Origin of the sequence: Sorangium sp. So ce131, assembly GCF_051519095.1 — a bacterium.
Lineage (GTDB): Bacteria > Myxococcota_A > Polyangia > Polyangiales > Polyangiaceae > Sorangium.
Map to the genome: position 1 here is coordinate 9,072,662 of NZ_CP150455.1, position 15,398 is coordinate 9,088,059.

13 protein-coding genes are annotated in these 15,398 nt (G+C 74.0%); 5 read left to right on the forward strand and 8 right to left on the reverse strand.

Going from position 1 to position 15,398, the window contains the following annotated elements; genetic code table 11:
• Positions 1 to 65: 65 nt before the first annotated feature.
• On the reverse strand, positions 66 to 305 hold the full coding sequence (locus WMF43_RS32700) for a ComEA family DNA-binding protein (protein ID WP_437670808.1): 240 nt from the start codon (positions 303 to 305) through the stop codon (positions 66 to 68).
• 295 nt (positions 306 to 600) lie between these two features.
• Here WMF43_RS32700 and WMF43_RS32705 point away from each other — a divergent pair, with 295 nt between their 5' ends.
• The gene (locus tag WMF43_RS32705; protein ID WP_437670810.1) at positions 601 to 2,229 is read left to right on the forward strand and encodes a long-chain fatty acid--CoA ligase; all 1,629 of its coding nucleotides are present in this window, start codon (positions 601 to 603) and stop codon (positions 2,227 to 2,229) included.
• A 28-nt stretch (positions 2,230 to 2,257) separates the two neighbouring features.
• On the opposite strand, the gene WMF43_RS32710 is transcribed toward WMF43_RS32705, so the two are convergent.
• Positions 2,258 to 2,743, reverse strand: coding sequence for a hypothetical protein (locus WMF43_RS32710; protein ID WP_437670812.1), 486 nt, complete (start codon positions 2,741 to 2,743; stop codon positions 2,258 to 2,260).
• Between the two features lie 216 nt (positions 2,744 to 2,959).
• Between WMF43_RS32710 and WMF43_RS32715 the strand changes: the two genes are divergently transcribed.
• The 3 genes from WMF43_RS32715 to WMF43_RS32725 all read left to right on the forward strand — a co-directional run bounded on the left by WMF43_RS32715 (position 2,960) and on the right by WMF43_RS32725 (position 5,552).
• Positions 2,960 to 3,421: a PaaI family thioesterase gene (locus WMF43_RS32715; protein ID WP_437670813.1), complete on the forward strand. Its 462-nt coding sequence runs from the start codon at positions 2,960 to 2,962 to the stop codon at positions 3,419 to 3,421.
• 32 nt (positions 3,422 to 3,453) lie between these two features.
• Entirely contained in the window at positions 3,454 to 4,521 is a 1,068-nt protein-coding gene (locus tag WMF43_RS32720; protein ID WP_437670815.1) for a pyridoxal-phosphate dependent enzyme, read from the forward strand.
• Between the two features lie 221 nt (positions 4,522 to 4,742).
• Complete coding sequence (locus WMF43_RS32725; RefSeq protein WP_437670817.1) at positions 4,743 to 5,552, forward strand: fibro-slime domain-containing protein; 810 nt, start codon at positions 4,743 to 4,745, stop codon at positions 5,550 to 5,552.
• 44 nt (positions 5,553 to 5,596) lie between these two features.
• Here the strand turns inward: WMF43_RS32725 and WMF43_RS32730 are convergent, their stop codons facing one another.
• The 4 genes from WMF43_RS32730 to WMF43_RS32745 all read right to left on the reverse strand — a co-directional run bounded on the left by WMF43_RS32730 (position 5,597) and on the right by WMF43_RS32745 (position 11,861).
• Positions 5,597 to 7,876 (reverse strand): M20/M25/M40 family metallo-hydrolase, encoded by a 2,280-nt coding sequence (locus WMF43_RS32730; RefSeq protein WP_437670819.1) that lies wholly within the window; start codon positions 7,874 to 7,876, stop codon positions 5,597 to 5,599.
• Between the two features lie 120 nt (positions 7,877 to 7,996).
• Positions 7,997 to 8,758 (reverse strand): glutathione S-transferase family protein, encoded by a 762-nt coding sequence (locus WMF43_RS32735; protein WP_437670821.1) that lies wholly within the window; start codon positions 8,756 to 8,758, stop codon positions 7,997 to 7,999.
• Positions 8,755 to 9,450: a helix-turn-helix transcriptional regulator gene (locus tag WMF43_RS32740; protein WP_437670823.1), complete on the reverse strand. Its 696-nt coding sequence runs from the start codon at positions 9,448 to 9,450 to the stop codon at positions 8,755 to 8,757. The genes WMF43_RS32735 and WMF43_RS32740 overlap by 4 nt, the downstream gene beginning before the upstream one ends.
• 125 nt (positions 9,451 to 9,575) lie before the next feature.
• Positions 9,576 to 11,861: a hypothetical protein gene (locus WMF43_RS32745; RefSeq protein WP_437670825.1), complete on the reverse strand. Its 2,286-nt coding sequence runs from the start codon at positions 11,859 to 11,861 to the stop codon at positions 9,576 to 9,578.
• A gap of 351 nt (positions 11,862 to 12,212) precedes the next feature.
• On the opposite strand from WMF43_RS32745, the gene WMF43_RS32750 reads away from it, so the two are divergent.
• Positions 12,213 to 12,503: a hypothetical protein gene (locus tag WMF43_RS32750; RefSeq protein ID WP_437670827.1), complete on the forward strand. Its 291-nt coding sequence runs from the start codon at positions 12,213 to 12,215 to the stop codon at positions 12,501 to 12,503.
• Positions 12,504 to 12,549: 46 nt separating this feature from the next.
• Here the strand turns inward: WMF43_RS32750 and WMF43_RS32755 are convergent, their stop codons facing one another.
• Both WMF43_RS32755 and yedA read right to left on the reverse strand, forming a co-directional pair.
• Complete coding sequence (locus tag WMF43_RS32755) at positions 12,550 to 13,590, reverse strand: SMP-30/gluconolactonase/LRE family protein (protein WP_437670829.1); 1,041 nt, start codon at positions 13,588 to 13,590, stop codon at positions 12,550 to 12,552.
• Positions 13,591 to 14,018: 428 nt separating this feature from the next.
• Complete coding sequence (yedA, locus tag WMF43_RS32760; protein WP_437670830.1) at positions 14,019 to 15,203, reverse strand: drug/metabolite exporter YedA; 1,185 nt, start codon at positions 15,201 to 15,203, stop codon at positions 14,019 to 14,021.
• Positions 15,204 to 15,398: the final 195 nt, after the last annotated feature.

The following is a 15,398-nucleotide window of genomic DNA, read 5'->3' on the forward strand; positions in this document are numbered from 1 at the left end:
GAGCCCCGCGCCGAGTCCCGTCGCGCGCCGCCGTCGAGGGCAGCCTCAGGCCGCGCGCCGCTGGATCACGCGGGCCTCGTCTTTCGCGCCGGCGTGCTGGCCTGCGCGACGAGGAAACCCGAGTCCTTCAGCGTCTCTAGAATCGCGTCGTCGATGCCGGCCACCTGCTTGATCTCCTCCCAGCTGCTGAATCCCCCCATCTCCTCCCGCCGCTCCACGATGATCTGCGCGCACTGTTCGTTCACCTGGAACGTCCGCTGCAAGTCCTCTGCGCTCGCCCGGTTGATGTCGATCTTCTCAGCCATTCTTCCCCCTTCGCGCCGGGTTGGTGGCCACCGCGGCCTCGGCGCGCGGAGAGCGTTGGGCAGCGCGCCTTTGGCCGGGAGGGGCCTGGCATGGCCGAATTGCTGGACGGTCCCCCACGGCCGCTCGGCGCGGCGCGACCTCCCCTGGGGATCGCCCGCGCGTCTTCGCCCGCGAGCCGCTACCCTGCGCTCCAGGGGGGCAGCGCCGCGCCTTCGCGGCGCGCTTCACCGTCCCCTTCGCTCCGACCGATCCCGACCGACCCCGCGCCCCGCGCGGGACAAGGAGGCACCGCCCATGCTCGCCGGCCGCATGATGGATTACCCGCTGACGCTGACGCACTTCCTCGATCGGGCGAGGACCTACCACGCCCGCTCCGAGATCGTGACCCAGAACCCGGACAAGACGCTCACCCGCGCCACGTACGCCGATCTCCACCGCCGCGCCTCGAAGCTCGCGCACGCCCTCGCGCGGCTCGGCGTGCGCGAGGGCGACCGCGTCGCGACGCTCTGCTGGAACCACGCGCGGCACCTGGAGCTCTACCTCGGCGTCCCCGCCCTCGGCGCGGTCGTCCACACGCTCAACCTGCGCCTCCACCCGAACGAGCTCTCGTACATCGCGTCGCACGCCGAGGACAAGGTCATCGTCGTCGACCGCTCGCTGCTCCCGCTCTTCCGCAAGTTCGCGCCCCAGGTCCGCTGTATCCAGCGCGTCCTCGTGATCGGCGACGACGGGCCCGTGGACGACGACGGGCTCGACTACGAGGCGCTGCTCGCGCCCGAGCCGGACGACTTCGACTTCCCGCGGCTGGACGAGCGCTCCGCCGCCATGATCTGCTACACGTCCGGCACGACCGGCAACCCCAAGGGCGTCGTCTACAGCCACCGCTCGATCGTCCTGCACACGCTGGTCTCGTGCATGCACGACGCGCTCGGCTTCCGCGAGAGCGACGTCGTGCTGCCGGTCGTCCCCATGTTCCACGCGATGGCCTGGGGTCTGCCGTACGCCGCGGTCGCGACCGGCGCCAGGATCGTCCTCCCCGGCCCGCACCTCGACCCCGCGTCGCTGCTCGACCTGATGGCCAGAGAGCGTGTCACGTTCGCCGCCGGCGTCCCGACGATCTGGCTCGGCATCCTCGCGCTGCTCGACGAGCACCCGAAGCGCTGGGATCTCTCGTCGCTGCGCGCGACGGTGATCGGCGGCTCCGCCGCGCCGCCCGCGCTCATCGACGGCTTCCTCTCCCGCCACGGCATCGAGGTCACACACGCCTGGGGCATGACCGAGACCAACCCGCTCGGCACCGTCGCCCGCCTGCGGGGCAGCCTCGACCTGGACCCGGCCGCGTCGCTCGCCACGCGCGCGTCCCAGGGCTTCCCGGTCCCGTTCATCGACCAGCGCCACGTCGGCCTCGACGACCGGCCGCTCCCCTGGGACGGCGAGACCATGGGCGAGCTCGAGGTGCGCGGCCCCTGGGTGGCCTCGTCGTACCTCGGCGGCGAGGGGGAAGACCGCTTCACGAAGGACGGCTGGTTCAAGACCGGCGACGTCGTGACGATCGACGCCGCGGGTTACATGCGCATCACGGATCGGGCGAAGGACGTGATCAAGTCGGGCGGCGAGTGGATCAGCTCGGTCGCGATCGAGAACGCGCTGATGAGCCACCCCGCCGTCCTCGAGGCCGCCGTGTTCGCCGCGCGCCACCCGATCTGGGGCGAGCGCCCGCTCGCGGCCGTCGTGCTCAGGCAGGGCAAGGTGGTCTCGAAGGACGAGCTCCACGCCCACCTCGAGCCCCGCTTCGCGAAGTACTGGCTCCCCGACGACTACCTCTTCCTCGAGCGCATCCCGCGCACCTCGACGGGCAAGTTCCAGAAGTCGAAGCTGCGCGATCAGTTCGGCGATCTCCTGGAGAAGAAGGCCTCCGGCTGAGACAACGAACCACTGGAATCAGCGACCGTCATGGCACCACGCGAGCACGCCACGACGCCAAGGACCAGGATTCCCTCCAGCTGCGCGATGCCAGACTGGATTTCGCGCTCGTGATCCCCTGCTGAATCGACTCCTTGATGGCCCGCATGGTGACCGGCGGCGCCGGCTCCTCCTGGGTCAGCGCGCGGTACAAATAGTGCCCCAGGAACCTCGTGAGCGCCGCCGCGGTGAGGCCGTGCGTCACCGCGCCTGCGATCGGGACGAACCCGAGCGCGATGTCGGAGCCAAAACGCAAAAGCGCACCTCCCCAGACGATCTTGTGCACCCGTCTCCACGGCACGTCCCAGATCTCCACCCCCTGCATTTTCGCCATCCTGATCGAGAAACAGTAGTGGATGGGGACTATCACGAGCTCGTCCACCCCGGGCACAGGATGGGTGATGACGCTCACGGCAGCAGAGAGCATGGCGTACCTGCGCGTCAGGTGATGGATCTCGGGCGTCATGAGCGCCATGTGGAGATGAGCACCCCGGACCGCAAGCGCTCGCCGCCGAGAGTCGGACGAGCGCCGTCTCCCGTCGTCGGCGCGGTCCCAAACTGGCCAGCACGTCCCGAACGACGAGCCGCCGCACCACACGAGACCGCGCCTCGGCGCGCTCACGGGCGCGACGAAGGCCCCGTCCGAGGCGCGCCGCCCGCCACGTCGAGGGCCCATGCTAGGCTGCGCCGCATGGCCGAAGCGCCCCCCGAAGACTTCGCCGCCGCGCTCAACGCCGCCGGCCTCGACGGCTGGATGGCCGCCATGGGCCTCCAGCTGACGCGCGCCACGCGTGACGAGGTCGAGGCCGAGCTCACGATCGGCCCGCAGCACCGGCAGGCCTACGGCATCGTGCACGGCGGCGTCCACGCGGGCATCGTCGAGACGCTCGCGTCGATCGGCGCGGCGCTCCACGCCTTGCCGGAGGGCCGCTCGATCGTCGGCGTCGAGAACCACACGAGCTTCCTGCGCGCGGTCCGGTCGGGCCGCCTCCGCGCCGCCGCGCGGCCGATCGACCGCGGCCGGCGCACCCAGGTCTGGGAGGTCTCGGTCCACGACGACGACGGCCGCCTCTGCGCCTCCGGGCGCGTGCGCCTGCTCGTGCTGGAGCCGGACGCCGTGCTCGCCGGCCAGCGCCCCGGCGTGCCCGGCTGACCGCGCCGCCGCCGTCCCCTCGAGGTGCCGTCTTGCACGACACAGCCGCTCTCCTGACAAAGCTCGACGGCATCCCCCGGCTCGGCTGGATCCGCGACCCCTCGCCCGTGACGGCGCTGCCGCGGCTCGCCTCCGCGCTCGGCCTCGAGTACCTGGGCGTCAAGCGCGACGACCTCTGCGAGCCGTTGCACGGCGGCATGAAGGTGCGGAAGCTCGACTACTTGCTCGCCTCGCCCCCCTTCGCGACCGCGGCGGCGTGGTCCGCGGCGGGCGGCATCGGCTCGGGCAACATCGCCGCGCTCGTCGCCGCGGCGGAGCGGCTCGGCCGCAGGGTGCACGCGCACCTCTTCTGGACCGACGTCTCCGAGGGCGTGCTCGACAACCTCGCCTTCACCGCCTCGGGCCCGGCCTCGATCCGCTTCTACCCGTCGCGGCTCGCCCTCGCGCTCGCGCGCCCCTGGCTCTTCCTGCCCCTCCGCGCGCGGGACGGCGACGGCGCGGCCGTCGTGCCGCTCGGCGCCACGTCGCCGCTCGGCATGCTGGGCCCCGTACGCGCCGCGCTCGAGCTCTGCGCCCAGGTCCGCGCCGGCGAGCTCCCCGAGCCCGCGCGCGTCTACGTCCCGCTCGGCTCCGGCGGCGTCGCCGCCGGCCTCGCCGCCGGCCTCGCGCTCGGCGGCCTCCGGTCGCGCGTCGTCGCCGTGGCCGTGGTCGAGCGCATCCTCGCCTCGCGCCTGCGCCTCCGCGCCCTCGACGCCGCCCTCCGCGCCTTCCTCGACCGCGCCGGCGTCTCGCCCCTGCCCCCCACGGCCCCCATCGACCTTGTGCACGGCCACGTCGGCCGGAGGTACGGCTCGCCCACGCCCGCCTCGCTCGCCGCCTGCGCGCTGCTCGCCGAAGGCGGCATCCCCCTGGAGCCCGTCTACACGGGCAAGGCCATGGCGGCACTGCTCGAGGACGCGCGGCGCCGCCGGCTCGGCCCGGTGCTGTTCTGGCACACCGCGCGGCGCAGCCCCCTACCCCGGCCGCCCGGCTACCACGAGCGCCTCCCTCCTGCGCTGTCGCACCGGCTCGAGCGGCTCTCCGACGCCTGGCAACGTTAGAAATCTACAACCAAGCGTGAATCCCTATCGCGACGCCCTGCCGCCGTCGCGCGTTGAAGGTGGATTGTGAACCACCGCGGCGAGCCGACGCGATAAGATCGAGCTCTCATCTGCGTCTGCCGCCGCTGATTTCCGTGGCCGCAACGGCGCATCATGCACGAAAAAGGAGACTTTGTATGCTTCAGCCGTTGCGTTCGAGGGGGTGCGTGCCACTGGCAGCGTTGCTGCTGTTGGCCGGTGTCGGCTGTGGTGGTGGCGACGGCAACAGCAGCTCAAACGGGGCCGGCGGCGGCGGCGCGGGCGACCCCGGCGGCAGCACGGCGGACGTCTCCTTCGGCATGGGCGTGGGCGGAGCGGGCCCGGGCGGCGGCACCGACGCGTGCGGCCCGAACCTCACGGGCATCGTGCGCGATTTCCGCGCCTACAACCGGGAACAGCGCACCGGGCACCCCGACTTCGAGACGATCAACGGAGACGGGCTGAAGGGCATCGTCGAAAACCAGCTCGGCGCGGACCGGAAGCCGGTCTACGCGCACGAGGGGCGCACCGAGCACACGACCGGTCCGGAAGAGTTCAATCAGTGGTACCGCGACGTCGAGGGGGTGAACATCCCGATCGAGTTCACCATCACGCCCACGGTCGACCAGAGCGGCATCGCCACCTACAAGAACAACGCCTTCTTCCCCATCGACGGGAAGGGCTTCGGGAACGAGGACCGGGAGCACAACTACCATTTCACGTTCGAGCTCCACATGACGTTCAAGTACCAGGGCGGCGAGGTGTTCGAGTTCACCGGCGACGACGATCTCTGGGTCTTCATGAACAACAGGCTCGCCATCGACCTCGGCGGCCTCCATCAGTCCCAGAGCGACACGCTCGTCCTCGACGAGAAGGCCCAGGAGCTCGGGCTCGTGATCGGCGAGGAGTACCCGCTCGACTTCTTCCACGCCGAGCGGCACACGACCGAATCGAACTTCGCCATCCAGTCGTCGCTCGCCTTCACGAACTGCGAGCCGATCTTCGTCGACTGAGCGGACGGGGCTCCGGGGAGGCGCCGCGCGGGCGGCGCGATGCCCTAGAGCGAGAACGACTGGCTGACAAACGTCGCGTCGGCGATCCGGAACGGCGCCCCCATGATCTCCCTGGGCCGCGGCGCGCGCACGAGCTCGCCGGGGAGCTCGTAGCTCCGGTCCACGAGCCGGATCTCGATCGGCCCGGAGTCCGCGACCTCCAGCGACCACTCGACGCCTCCCGGCGGCAATCCCATGTAGGTGAACCCCCAGCGCGCCGTGACCCCGCGGCCCGGCTCCTCCACGCGCCGGCCGTCCACCTCCGCGCGGAGCACGTCGGTCGGGGACGCCACCGAGGCGAGCAGCCAGGGGGCTCCCCGGGACGACGCGACGCGGAGCCGGAGCGACCGCACGCCGCCGCGCGTGGCGTCGCCGAGCACGGTGAGCGAGGGCGTCGCGAGGGCGAGGGCCGGCGCCTCGCTCTGGCGGGTCAGGGTCACGAACGGCACCACGAACGAGGGCGGCTGCGCGCGCTCGGCCGGGAAGAACGACGCGGTCCACGGGTCGAGGTCCCGGTCGGCCGAGAGCCAGTGGGCCCGGCCGGCGGCGCCGTCGAGCGCGTACGCGAGGCTCGCCGGCCGGGGCCGCGCCTCGGTGAAGCCGCCGGACGCGCAGGCGAAGGCGAGCGCCGCGAGGCCCGGGAGCGCGAACCCGAGCGAGAGCGACCGCGCGCGGCCGCCGCCGAGGAGCTCGGCGTGCGGCAGGAACAGCCCGAAGACGAGCGCCACGCCGAGCGCCGCCACCGCCGCCATGGGCAGCCCCAGCGCGACGAAGAACAGGTACGGGCCGGGCGCGGCGATCGCGACCGACGGCGCCGCGGCGGCGACGAGCAGCGCGGCGTCGGCCGCCGTGGGCGGGGCGTCGCCGCGCCGGATCGTCGCGACGGCGAGGCCGAGCAGGGCGAACACGAGCGGCCAGGCGAAGTAGAAGCTCGCGCCCGGCATGGCGAGGCTGGTCGCGGCGAGGAGCACGAGCCAGAGCAGCAGCGCGCCGAGGGCGAGGTCGCACGCGCCGACGCGCCGCCGGAGCCCCCGGTAGATCGCCGCCGCGACCGCGAGCGCGACGAGCGCCAGCGCGACCCGGTAGGCGGGCGCGTTGTACGGCTCGAACGGCATCACCCGCAGGACCGGATGCACGCGCCGGAGGGCCCACGCGAGCCCGCCCGCCGCCGCGGCGGCGCCGAGGAGCATCGCCAGAAAACCGAATAATCCCGAGAAGATACCGCCCACGGACGCCAGCCTCCGCGCGCGCGCGGCGGCCGCCACGGCCGCGAACAGGCCGGCGACCAGCGCGGCGATCGGGGTCGCCCAGGCGAGCGGGTACGCGACGACGTGGGCGCCCCACGTGTTGAAGTACACGGCGTCCTCGCGGCCGGCGCCGCGCAGATCGAGCGCGCCGAAGCGCCGCGCGAGCGAGAGCGCGTAATCGCCCGCGTGCTGCACGCTCCGGAGGTCCAGGTTGCCCACGGTGTCGGAGGGCGCGTGGTAGTGCGCGGCCCCGTCGCTGAAGGCGAAGTTCAGGCCGGGGATGCCGGCCCGCTTGAAGACGCTGAGGTCGGTGCTGTGGCCCATGCGCCGCGCGACCTCGGGGAAGAGCGACGAGGCCACCGGGTAGGGCGCGGCCCCGGCGAGCTCGCGGACGGGCCAGGCGTCGCCGGGCCCGGTCTCGAACATCGCGACGACGCCGCCGGCCCCGCGGGCGTCGAAGTTGAGCGCGACGCCCACCTCGCCGCGGAGCGGGTGCTCGTCCATGAACGCCTTGCCGCCGAGGACGCCGCCCTCCTCCGCGTCCGTGAAGAGGAGCAGCACGTCGTTCCGCAGCGGGGCGCCGCTCTTCAGCGCGCGCAGCGCCTCCAGGAGCGCCGCGACGCCGCTGCCGTCGTCGCCGGCCCCGGGGCTGCCGGGCACCGAGTCGTAGTGCGCGACGAGCGCGACCGCCCTGGTGCTGTCCGCGCCGCGCAGCCGCGCCACGATGTTCTCGACGTGCGCGGCGTCGTACGGCAGGCCCCACATCCTGCTGAGCACCGAGGTGCTCTGGACCTCCGCCTCGACGCCGAGCCGCGCGAGCTCCGCGAGCAGGTAGTCGCGCGCCCGCCGGTGCCCCGCGGACCCGGTGGGGCGCGGCTCCGCGGCGATCCGCTCGAGGTGCACCCTGGCCCGCTCGGCCGAGAACACCTCGGGCGCGGCGCTGGCCGGGACGACGGGCGGCGGGGTCAGCTGCGCGATGCGGAGCGCGACCAGCGCGAGGAGGGCGAGGGCGACGGCGAGGCGGTGCGGCCAGCGCATGTCAGCGGTCGTACCACGGGGCTCGCGCCGCGCGCGCGACCGGCGGCGCGGCGCCTCACGCCGCGCGCGACCGGCGGCGCGGCGCCCTAAAGCCTCGTGCGACCGCCGGCGCGGCGCGCATCACGCTGCGCGCGCGGCCGGCGCCGCCGCGTCGCCCGACGTGCGCGCGTTCACCCGGTCGAGGTACGCGCTGAGCGCCGCGCGCCGGCGGATGGCGCCCTGCTGCCACGGCGTCAGGTCGGCGCGGAGGTTGTGCAGGTGGGCGAAGATCGCGAGGTCCGCCACCGACAGGCCGCCGCCGATCCAGAACCCGTCGCGCGGCGCGCGGGCCTCGAGCCGATCGAGCAGCGCCTCGAAGCGCGCCCAGCAGCGCTCGGCCCCGCCGGACCAGACCTCCCGCGCCACGAGCGCGCCGAGCAGCCGCCGCCGGACGATCCCCGGGAGCACCGCGCGAAGCGGGGCCGGCATCCCGCCGAAGAACGTCTGCCTCGCGGCCGGCCAGTTGCGCTCGTCGGCCCACCGGGCCGCGACCACGAAGCCGCTGAGGCTCGCGTCGGCGAACTCCTCCCAGAGCCACGCCTCCGCCTGGGCCGCGCTGTCGCCGCTCACCAGGCTGCCGGGCACCATGGCCTCGATGCGCCGCAGGATCTCGGTCGAGTCGCAGACCGGCTCGTCCCCGATGAGGAGCACCGGCACCTTCCCCGCGGGGTTGTACCGCTTGAAGACGCCCGGGTGCGCGCCGTGGCGGCGCGTGTACGGCAGCCCGGCCACCCGGAGGGCGCGGTGCACCTTCACGCAGAACGGGGAGTAGCTCTCCAGCCCGGGGACGCCCGGATCGGCGAGCTCGCACAGGGTGAGCGGGGGGTTCGTCGTGGTCGTCATGGGCTCTTCTCCATCTCTGCGTCTCTGTACACGAAGAAGTCGCGCAGGGTCTGCCCCGGCGTCTCCTCGAAGCGCGCCTCGAGCGCCTCGAGGTCGCAGATGCGGTCGAGGCGGAAGCCGCGGAACTCGGCGCGCAGCTCGCACCAGGCCGCGAGCGACCAGCCCGTGCCCCAGAAGAAGAGGCCGAGCGGGCGCACCGTGCGCGTCGAGCGGGCGCCGTCCGCGCGCGTGTAGCCGAAGCGGAGCTTGCGGCGCTCGCTCACGGCGGCGCGCAGCGCGGCGAGGTGCGCCGTGGCGCCCTCGGGGATGTGGAAGCTCGGCGCGAACAGCGCGCTCTCGGCGACCTTGGGGCGCAGCCGATCGGGCAGCGCGGCCTCGATCCTCGCGAGCGCGCGCTCGGCGGCGCGCACGAGCGCCGGATCGGACCAGCTCGCGACCATCCTCGCGCCGAGCACGAGGGCCTCGATCTCGTCGCCCTGGAACATGAGCGGCGGCAGGTCGAACCCGCGGGGGAGCGCGTAGCCGACGCCCGCCTCGCCCTCGATCGGCACGCCCGACGCGATGAGGTCGCGGATGTCGCGGTAGATGGTCCGCTCCGAGACCTCGAGCTCCTCCGCCAGGCGCGCGGCCGTCGTGACGCGGCGGCGGCGCAGCTGCTGGACGATCTGGAACAGTCGGTCGGCTCTCCGCATGGTGCGTCCATTCGTGACGGCGCGGCGCGGCGCGCCCGTGCGCCGCGCGCCGTTAACGAGCGCAGGAGGACTTTAGCCCGGGGCTCCCGCCGAGCGGGGCGTCAGGAGCCCCGGCGCGCGCCGCCTCACCGCGCCGCGGGCGCGGCGCCGGGCCTCGCGCCGCCGCTGCCCTGCGGAGGGTCGTCCTCGGGCCTGCGCGCGAGCCGCACCGCCGCGCGGCGGTAGATCTCCGCGAGCGGCGCGCGGTGCGCGGCGAGGAGGAGCGCCGCCCCGGCCAGCCAGAGGAGCACGAGCGGCGCGAGCGCCGAGGCCGTCGTGTAGACGAGCACGGGCCGGAAGGCGCGATCGCGCGTGACCAGCTCGCGGCTCACGTAGAGGCTCCTCGCGGAGCTCGGGAGCGACAGCGCGACCGGCGTCACCCCCTCCAGCACGGCGCCCCCCGGCGCGAGGGCGCTGCCCCCGCCGCCCTCCTTGTTGTCCTTCCTGCTCACGGCCGCGGGCGCCGATGCCACGCTGGCGTCGTACGACGACTCCGCCACGCTCGAACCGCGCGACACCGAGAGCGCGAACAGCCCGATCAAGAGCGCCAGGCCGCCCGCCGCGACCAGCACCACGAGCGCGACGGCGCGGCCCGCCCCCCGGAGCAGCCGCGCGGCGAACCACGCCGCCACCGCGGTCGCGAGCCCGACCAGGAGCGCCACGTACAGGGCGGGCGACAGGAACCACAGCCCGGCGAGGACCACCCCGCCGAGCGCGCGCAGCGAAACGAGGCCCCCGCGCCCCCGCGCCGCGCGGGGGCGCACCGCGATCCACGCCGCCACGAAGCCGAGCACCACCGCGACGGCGTCGCCCGCGTCCGCGAACCACACCGGCCGGTCGCCGCCGAGCAGCGCGAGCGGCACCACGCGCTCGGGCAGCCCGACCGTGAGGGCCACCTGGCTCGCCGTGAGCGGGTAGCTCGGCATCGGCAGCTCCATCGTGCCGCCGAGCGGCCGCACCGCCGCCTGCGTCAGCGACTGCACCTGGAGCGTGTGGCTCCCGGTCTGCAGCGGCACGAGGATCTCCTCCGCGGCCGCGCCCTGGTGCATGATCCGCTGCGCCTTCGCGTCGGTTGCGAGGTAGATCGGCCTCCCCCCGGGCGCGTAGTTCAGGTAGTCGATGCCGCTGTTCTCGTAGGTCAGCGCGTCGTCGGCGACGAGGTCGCCGCGCTCGGTCAGGACCACGGTGCGCCGGTGGCCGCGCACGACCGCGGCGAGCACCTCGACGCTCGCGAGCGGCTCGACGGCGACCTCGACGCGCTGCCCTCGCTGCACGAGCAGGAGCCGCGACGTCGCCTGCGTCTGCGGGATCGGCGACTCGGCCGCGTCGACCTGGCGCGCGTCGCCCTTCACGGTCAGGCGGTGCTCCGCGTCGGACTCGAACAGCCACCACTCGTAGGCGGAGCGCGGGTCGGGCGTGAAGGTGCCGACCTTGGGGAGCGTGCCCGTGATGGTCACCTCCGCGGCGCGGCCCGAGGTGGGCAGCACGAGCTCGCTGCCCTCGACCCGGAAGCCGCCCGCCCCGGAGACGTCGAGCACCTTCTCCCCGAACGCGAGCGGCAGGCGCACGACGCCGAGATCGTTGCCCGAGCGCAGGACGAGCCGGTACTCGAACCCGATCTCCCGCCCCACCCGCACCGCGCGCGAGAGCTGGAAGACCGTCGGCCCGGCGCTCTGCGCCGCCGCGCCCCCGTCGGGGCTGAAGTGGAGCGTCGCCCCCGAGAGCCCCGAGAGCCGCGCGCCCTCCGCGACCGTGCCGCCCGTGACGTCGGCCTCGAGCGCGTTCAGCGGTCCGGGGATGACGAGCGTGAGGTCGCCGTCGAGCGTCAGCGTGCCCCGGAGCACGAAGCGGCGCGCCGCCGTCCAGAGGTAGTAATGGTCCCCCTCGAAGCTGATCGGCGCGGCCTCGCGGCGCGACGCGGGCCTGCCGTCGTCGAGCGCGGCCTCGACGCGCACGTGCGCCGGCGGCCCGAAGAGCGGCACGGCCACGGGGCCGTCCGCGAGCACGCCGCCGGTGAGCTCGAACTGGAGCGCCCCTTCCCCCACGACCCCGGTGATGCGCAGCCGATCGAGCGCATAACATCGCTCGGTGCACCGCCCCGGCCCGCGGCGCTGCTCGACCCAGCGAGAGAGCGTCTCCAGCTGCCCTGCCCACGAATCGGGCGCGAACGACGTCGGCCCCGCGTCTCTCGACGCAGGCGCCGCCGAGCGGGGCGCCGCGCTCGGCCCGGACGCCCCGCCCGGAGGGGCCGCCGGCGGAGGCTCGGCGGCTGCTTGCCCCAGGGCCGGCGAGGGGATCGCCAGCAGCAGCAGCACAACAAGGAGCCGCAAGAACCTCGAAGGCGCGGCTTCGTTCCAGCGCACGAGCGACATAGGGAAACTCCTTCCTGACTGATCTGCTGAGCGAACGCGGCGACCGCCGCATGTCCTCATCAAACAACCGACCGAAAAGCGACTGCAACAAAAGCGACATCGCGCCTTGACAGATAACGCATCGCGTCGTAACAGTGTGGCCGCGACGTGACCGTGCTTCAGCGACGCTGCGATCGCGGCTTCGTTCGCGGGCATGGTCACGCCGCGGGGGTCCCTCGCTCCAGTGCACATCGCGTCCAGCGGGCCCGCGGCAGCGGGCGACGCGCGGAGCACGGGGGCCCTGGGCGCGATTCATCATCTCGGGACGTCCGCGGCGATCGCGGGGGGACAACCCGACGAGGGAGGTAGATCATGAGTGAGACCCAGAGCATCACGGAACCCAGGGCGGAGAACAGCGTAAACGGGACCGCCGCCCAGGCGGGGCAGGCTGAGTCGAGCGCCTCCGGGCCTGCGGCCAAGGCAGCGGCGGTCGTCGAGGCGCTGCGCGGGCTGGGGACGTCATGGGCGGAGGTGGCCATCGGTTACGGCAAGGTCGCGCTCGAGGGCGCGGCGCGCGCGCTCGAGCGGACGGCCGGCAAGCTCGGCGATCTCCAGGGCAAGCTCAAGAAGGGCGACGTCGCCGCGGCCGAAGGCGCCCGCTGAGCGCCCGTTCCGGCGCGCCGTGCTCGGCGCGTCGCCGCGGCGCTCATCAGGGCGCTCGCGGCGGCGTCGGGACCGGCGCGCCGTTGATCCCGGCGCGGACCGCGTAGATGGCGCCTTGCGCGCCGCCGACATAAAGGGTCTTCGCGTCGAAGCCGGGGCCTGATCCGAACTGCGCGTTGGCGACCCCCGTCGGAAAGCTCGCCAGGAGCTCCGGCTCCCCTGCGGCGTCGCCGCCGGCGTCGAGCCGCACGCGGTAGAGCCGCGCCCCCCCGCTATCGACGGCGTAGAGGTGACCGCATGAATCGAGGGCGAGCCCCTCGAGCGCGGCCCCCTGCACGGCGGTCACGAGCGACGGCGGCTCGCCCGGCGCGGCGACATCGATCTTCCGGATCTCGCCCGCGGCCGTGTTCGTGTAAAAAATGACCCGCCGCCTTGGATCGAAGACGATCCCGTTCGGCCGGTTCACCTCGGGAGCCCCGCTCGCGATCACCTCGACGGTGGCGTCCGGTTTGAGCCGGATCACCCGGTTGCCGGCGCGCTCCGTCGCCCACACGTTGCCTTCCGCGTCTGGCGAGAGTCCGTTTGGCTCCGCGAGCCCGTCCACGTAGTCGCTGACGATGCCCGACGTCGAGATCTGGACGACGGCGCCCTCGTTCGGCCGCGCTGCCACGAGGGTCCCGTCGGCCCGATACCGCAGCCCGAGCACGTTCCCTGGCAGGTACGCGAAGTTGGATGTCTGTCCCGTGGAGGCATAGCGGATGAGGTTCGATCCCTGCTTGGCGACGATATAGCCTTGTCCGTTGAAGGCGAAGTCCTCGCTGCCGCTGAACACGTCGGTGACCAGCGTCGGCTCGACGATTCCGGTCAGCAGCCCTGGGCACTCCTCCACCTGGACGTGCCCCCCTCCGCCGCCCGCTCCCCCTCCGCCGCCCCCTTCCCCGCTGCCGCCGGCTCCTCCCCCCGAGGATACGCTCGTCGTGCCCCCGCCCGCCCCTTCTCCCCCCGCCGCCCCGACCGCGCCGCTGCACGCCGAGGTCGCGCCCGAAAGGAGCAGCGCCCATCCGAGCAGCCGGTGACCTCTCTTCATTTACTCGCCTCCTGGCAGCGCACACTACACGGCGTCTCTCTCATTGCCTACCGCCGAGGCCTCTCCCTCCCCGGCGCACGGCAATTCCCCCCATCGCCCGCAGCCCCCGCGCTCCCCTTCTCGATACCAACGCAAGCGCCGGCGGGGGGGCCGCGCTCGCCGACGTGGCGCGGGCGGGCGCGCCGAGCACCGAGCGAGGTGCCATAAGCCCCCAGGTGGCTCCACGTCCCAGGCGCGCCTCATGTGGCGCGCAACACAACGTCTCCGCTGGCGTGGCCCGAAGCGAGACATGCCGGGTGGTGTTCTCAGCGCGAGCTCCCTCGCCCCGGTCTTGCCGATTGGCCAGCGCCCGCCCGCGCCACGTCGGCGAGCGCGGCCCCCCCGCCGGCGTGTTCGGCTGGGATCCCCCTCCCCTCCCGCCCCGGCCGCTACCGCCCCGGCCGCGCCCTCGACACGATGACGACCCCCACGCCGATGATCGCCGCCGCCGCCCACGTCGCCGCGGACGCGCGCTCCCCCCCGAGCCAGATCCCGAGCGAGATCGCCACGATCGGGTTCACGTACGCATAACTCGTCGCGATCGCCGGCCGCGTGTTCCTGAGCAGGAACGTGTACGCGCTGAGGCCCACGATCGACCCGAACACCGCCAGGTACCCCAGCGCGAGCAGCGACCGCGCGGACGCCCCTCCCGCGAGGTGCTCCCCGGAGAGCGCGCTGATCCCGAGCATCACCGCCCCGCCCGCCAGCATCTCCGCCGCGACGGCCATCGGCCCTTCCGGCAGCGGCAGCGACCGGCTGTACACCGAGCCGAGCGCCCACGACACCGGCGCCAGCAGGATGAGCAGCGCCCCGGCGTGCTCCGCGTGGAGGGCGCCCCCGGCGTGGAGCAGCGCCGCGCCCGCGAACCCCACGAGGAGCCCGACCCACTCCCCCCGCGACACCGCCGCGCCCGCCGAGCCCGCCGTCGACGCGCCGCGCGCGCCGCGCGCGCCCTGCACGGTCGTGATCAGCGCGACCCAGAGCGGCACCGTGGAGACCACGACCGCCGCGACACCCGAGCTCACCCACTGCTGCGCCACGACGACGAACCCGTTGCCGCAGACGAGCAGCAGCACCCCGACCCGCGCCGCCGCGCCCCACTGCCGCGGCGTCGGCCGCGGCGCCCCGCGCAGCCGCAGCGCCCCGTAGAGCAGCGCGCCGGCCACCGTGAAGCGCGCCCCCGCCAGCAGGAACGGCGGCAGCGTCTCCAGCGCGACCGCCATCGCGAAGTACGTCGAGCCCCAGATCAGGTACACCGCCGCGAGCGAGAGCAGCACGAGCCAGCTCCCCCGCGCCCGATCGAGCGCCGCGCGCACCGTCTTCCCTGCCTCGCCCGCCGCCACTGCGATCTGCGCCGGCTCGAGCGCCTCGACCACGAGGAGCCCGCGCCCGGCCCCTCCATAGCTGCTCCCCGCCTCGAGCACCACGTCGTCGGGATCCCCCTCGCGGGTGACCCACACCGAGCCCGCGGTACAGCTCAGGAGCAGCGGGCCGCCCTGGAGCCGGTGCGTCCACAGGCCCCCCTTCCCGAGCTCGATCCGCGCCGAGCGCGCCATACGCGCCGTGCGCGCCATACGCGCCGTACCCTGGAGGCGCGACCGCGCCTCCGATACAAGTGAGGTCAATTCCATGCCGGGAGCTTGGGTCCGCCCGCTCGACCGGCACAGAGGCAGTGCTCCCCGCATTGAGGCCAGCACAGTTCCGGAAAACCCCGACTGTGCTGGTCTCGCCGCCCGCTCGCTGTGCTGGTACCGCAGCGCCCGGCCGGC

Bases quoted from the DNA above. Each gene is read 5' to 3' on its own strand.
- WMF43_RS32740 (WP_437670823.1), bottom strand. From the start codon at position 9,450: ATGCGGAGAGCCGACCGACTGTTCCAGATCGTCCAGCAGCTGCGCCGC.
- WMF43_RS32715 (WP_437670813.1), top strand. From the start codon at position 2,960: ATGGCCGAAGCGCCCCCCGAAGACTTCGCCGCCGCGCTCAACGCCGCC.
- WMF43_RS32705 (WP_437670810.1), top strand. From the start codon at position 601: ATGCTCGCCGGCCGCATGATGGATTACCCGCTGACGCTGACGCACTTC.
- WMF43_RS32750 (WP_437670827.1), top strand. From the start codon at position 12,213: ATGAGTGAGACCCAGAGCATCACGGAACCCAGGGCGGAGAACAGCGTA.
- WMF43_RS32745 (WP_437670825.1), bottom strand. From the start codon at position 11,861: ATGTCGCTCGTGCGCTGGAACGAAGCCGCGCCTTCGAGGTTCTTGCGG.
- WMF43_RS32710 (WP_437670812.1), bottom strand. From the start codon at position 2,743: ATGGCGCTCATGACGCCCGAGATCCATCACCTGACGCGCAGGTACGCC.
- WMF43_RS32700 (WP_437670808.1), bottom strand. From the start codon at position 305: ATGGCTGAGAAGATCGACATCAACCGGGCGAGCGCAGAGGACTTGCAG.
- WMF43_RS32755 (WP_437670829.1), bottom strand. From the start codon at position 13,590: ATGAAGAGAGGTCACCGGCTGCTCGGATGGGCGCTGCTCCTTTCGGGC.
- yedA (WP_437670830.1), bottom strand. From the start codon at position 15,203: ATGGCGCGCACGGCGCGTATGGCGCGCTCGGCGCGGATCGAGCTCGGG.
- WMF43_RS32735 (WP_437670821.1), bottom strand. From the start codon at position 8,758: ATGACGACCACGACGAACCCCCCGCTCACCCTGTGCGAGCTCGCCGAT.
- WMF43_RS32730 (WP_437670819.1), bottom strand. From the start codon at position 7,876: ATGCGCTGGCCGCACCGCCTCGCCGTCGCCCTCGCCCTCCTCGCGCTG.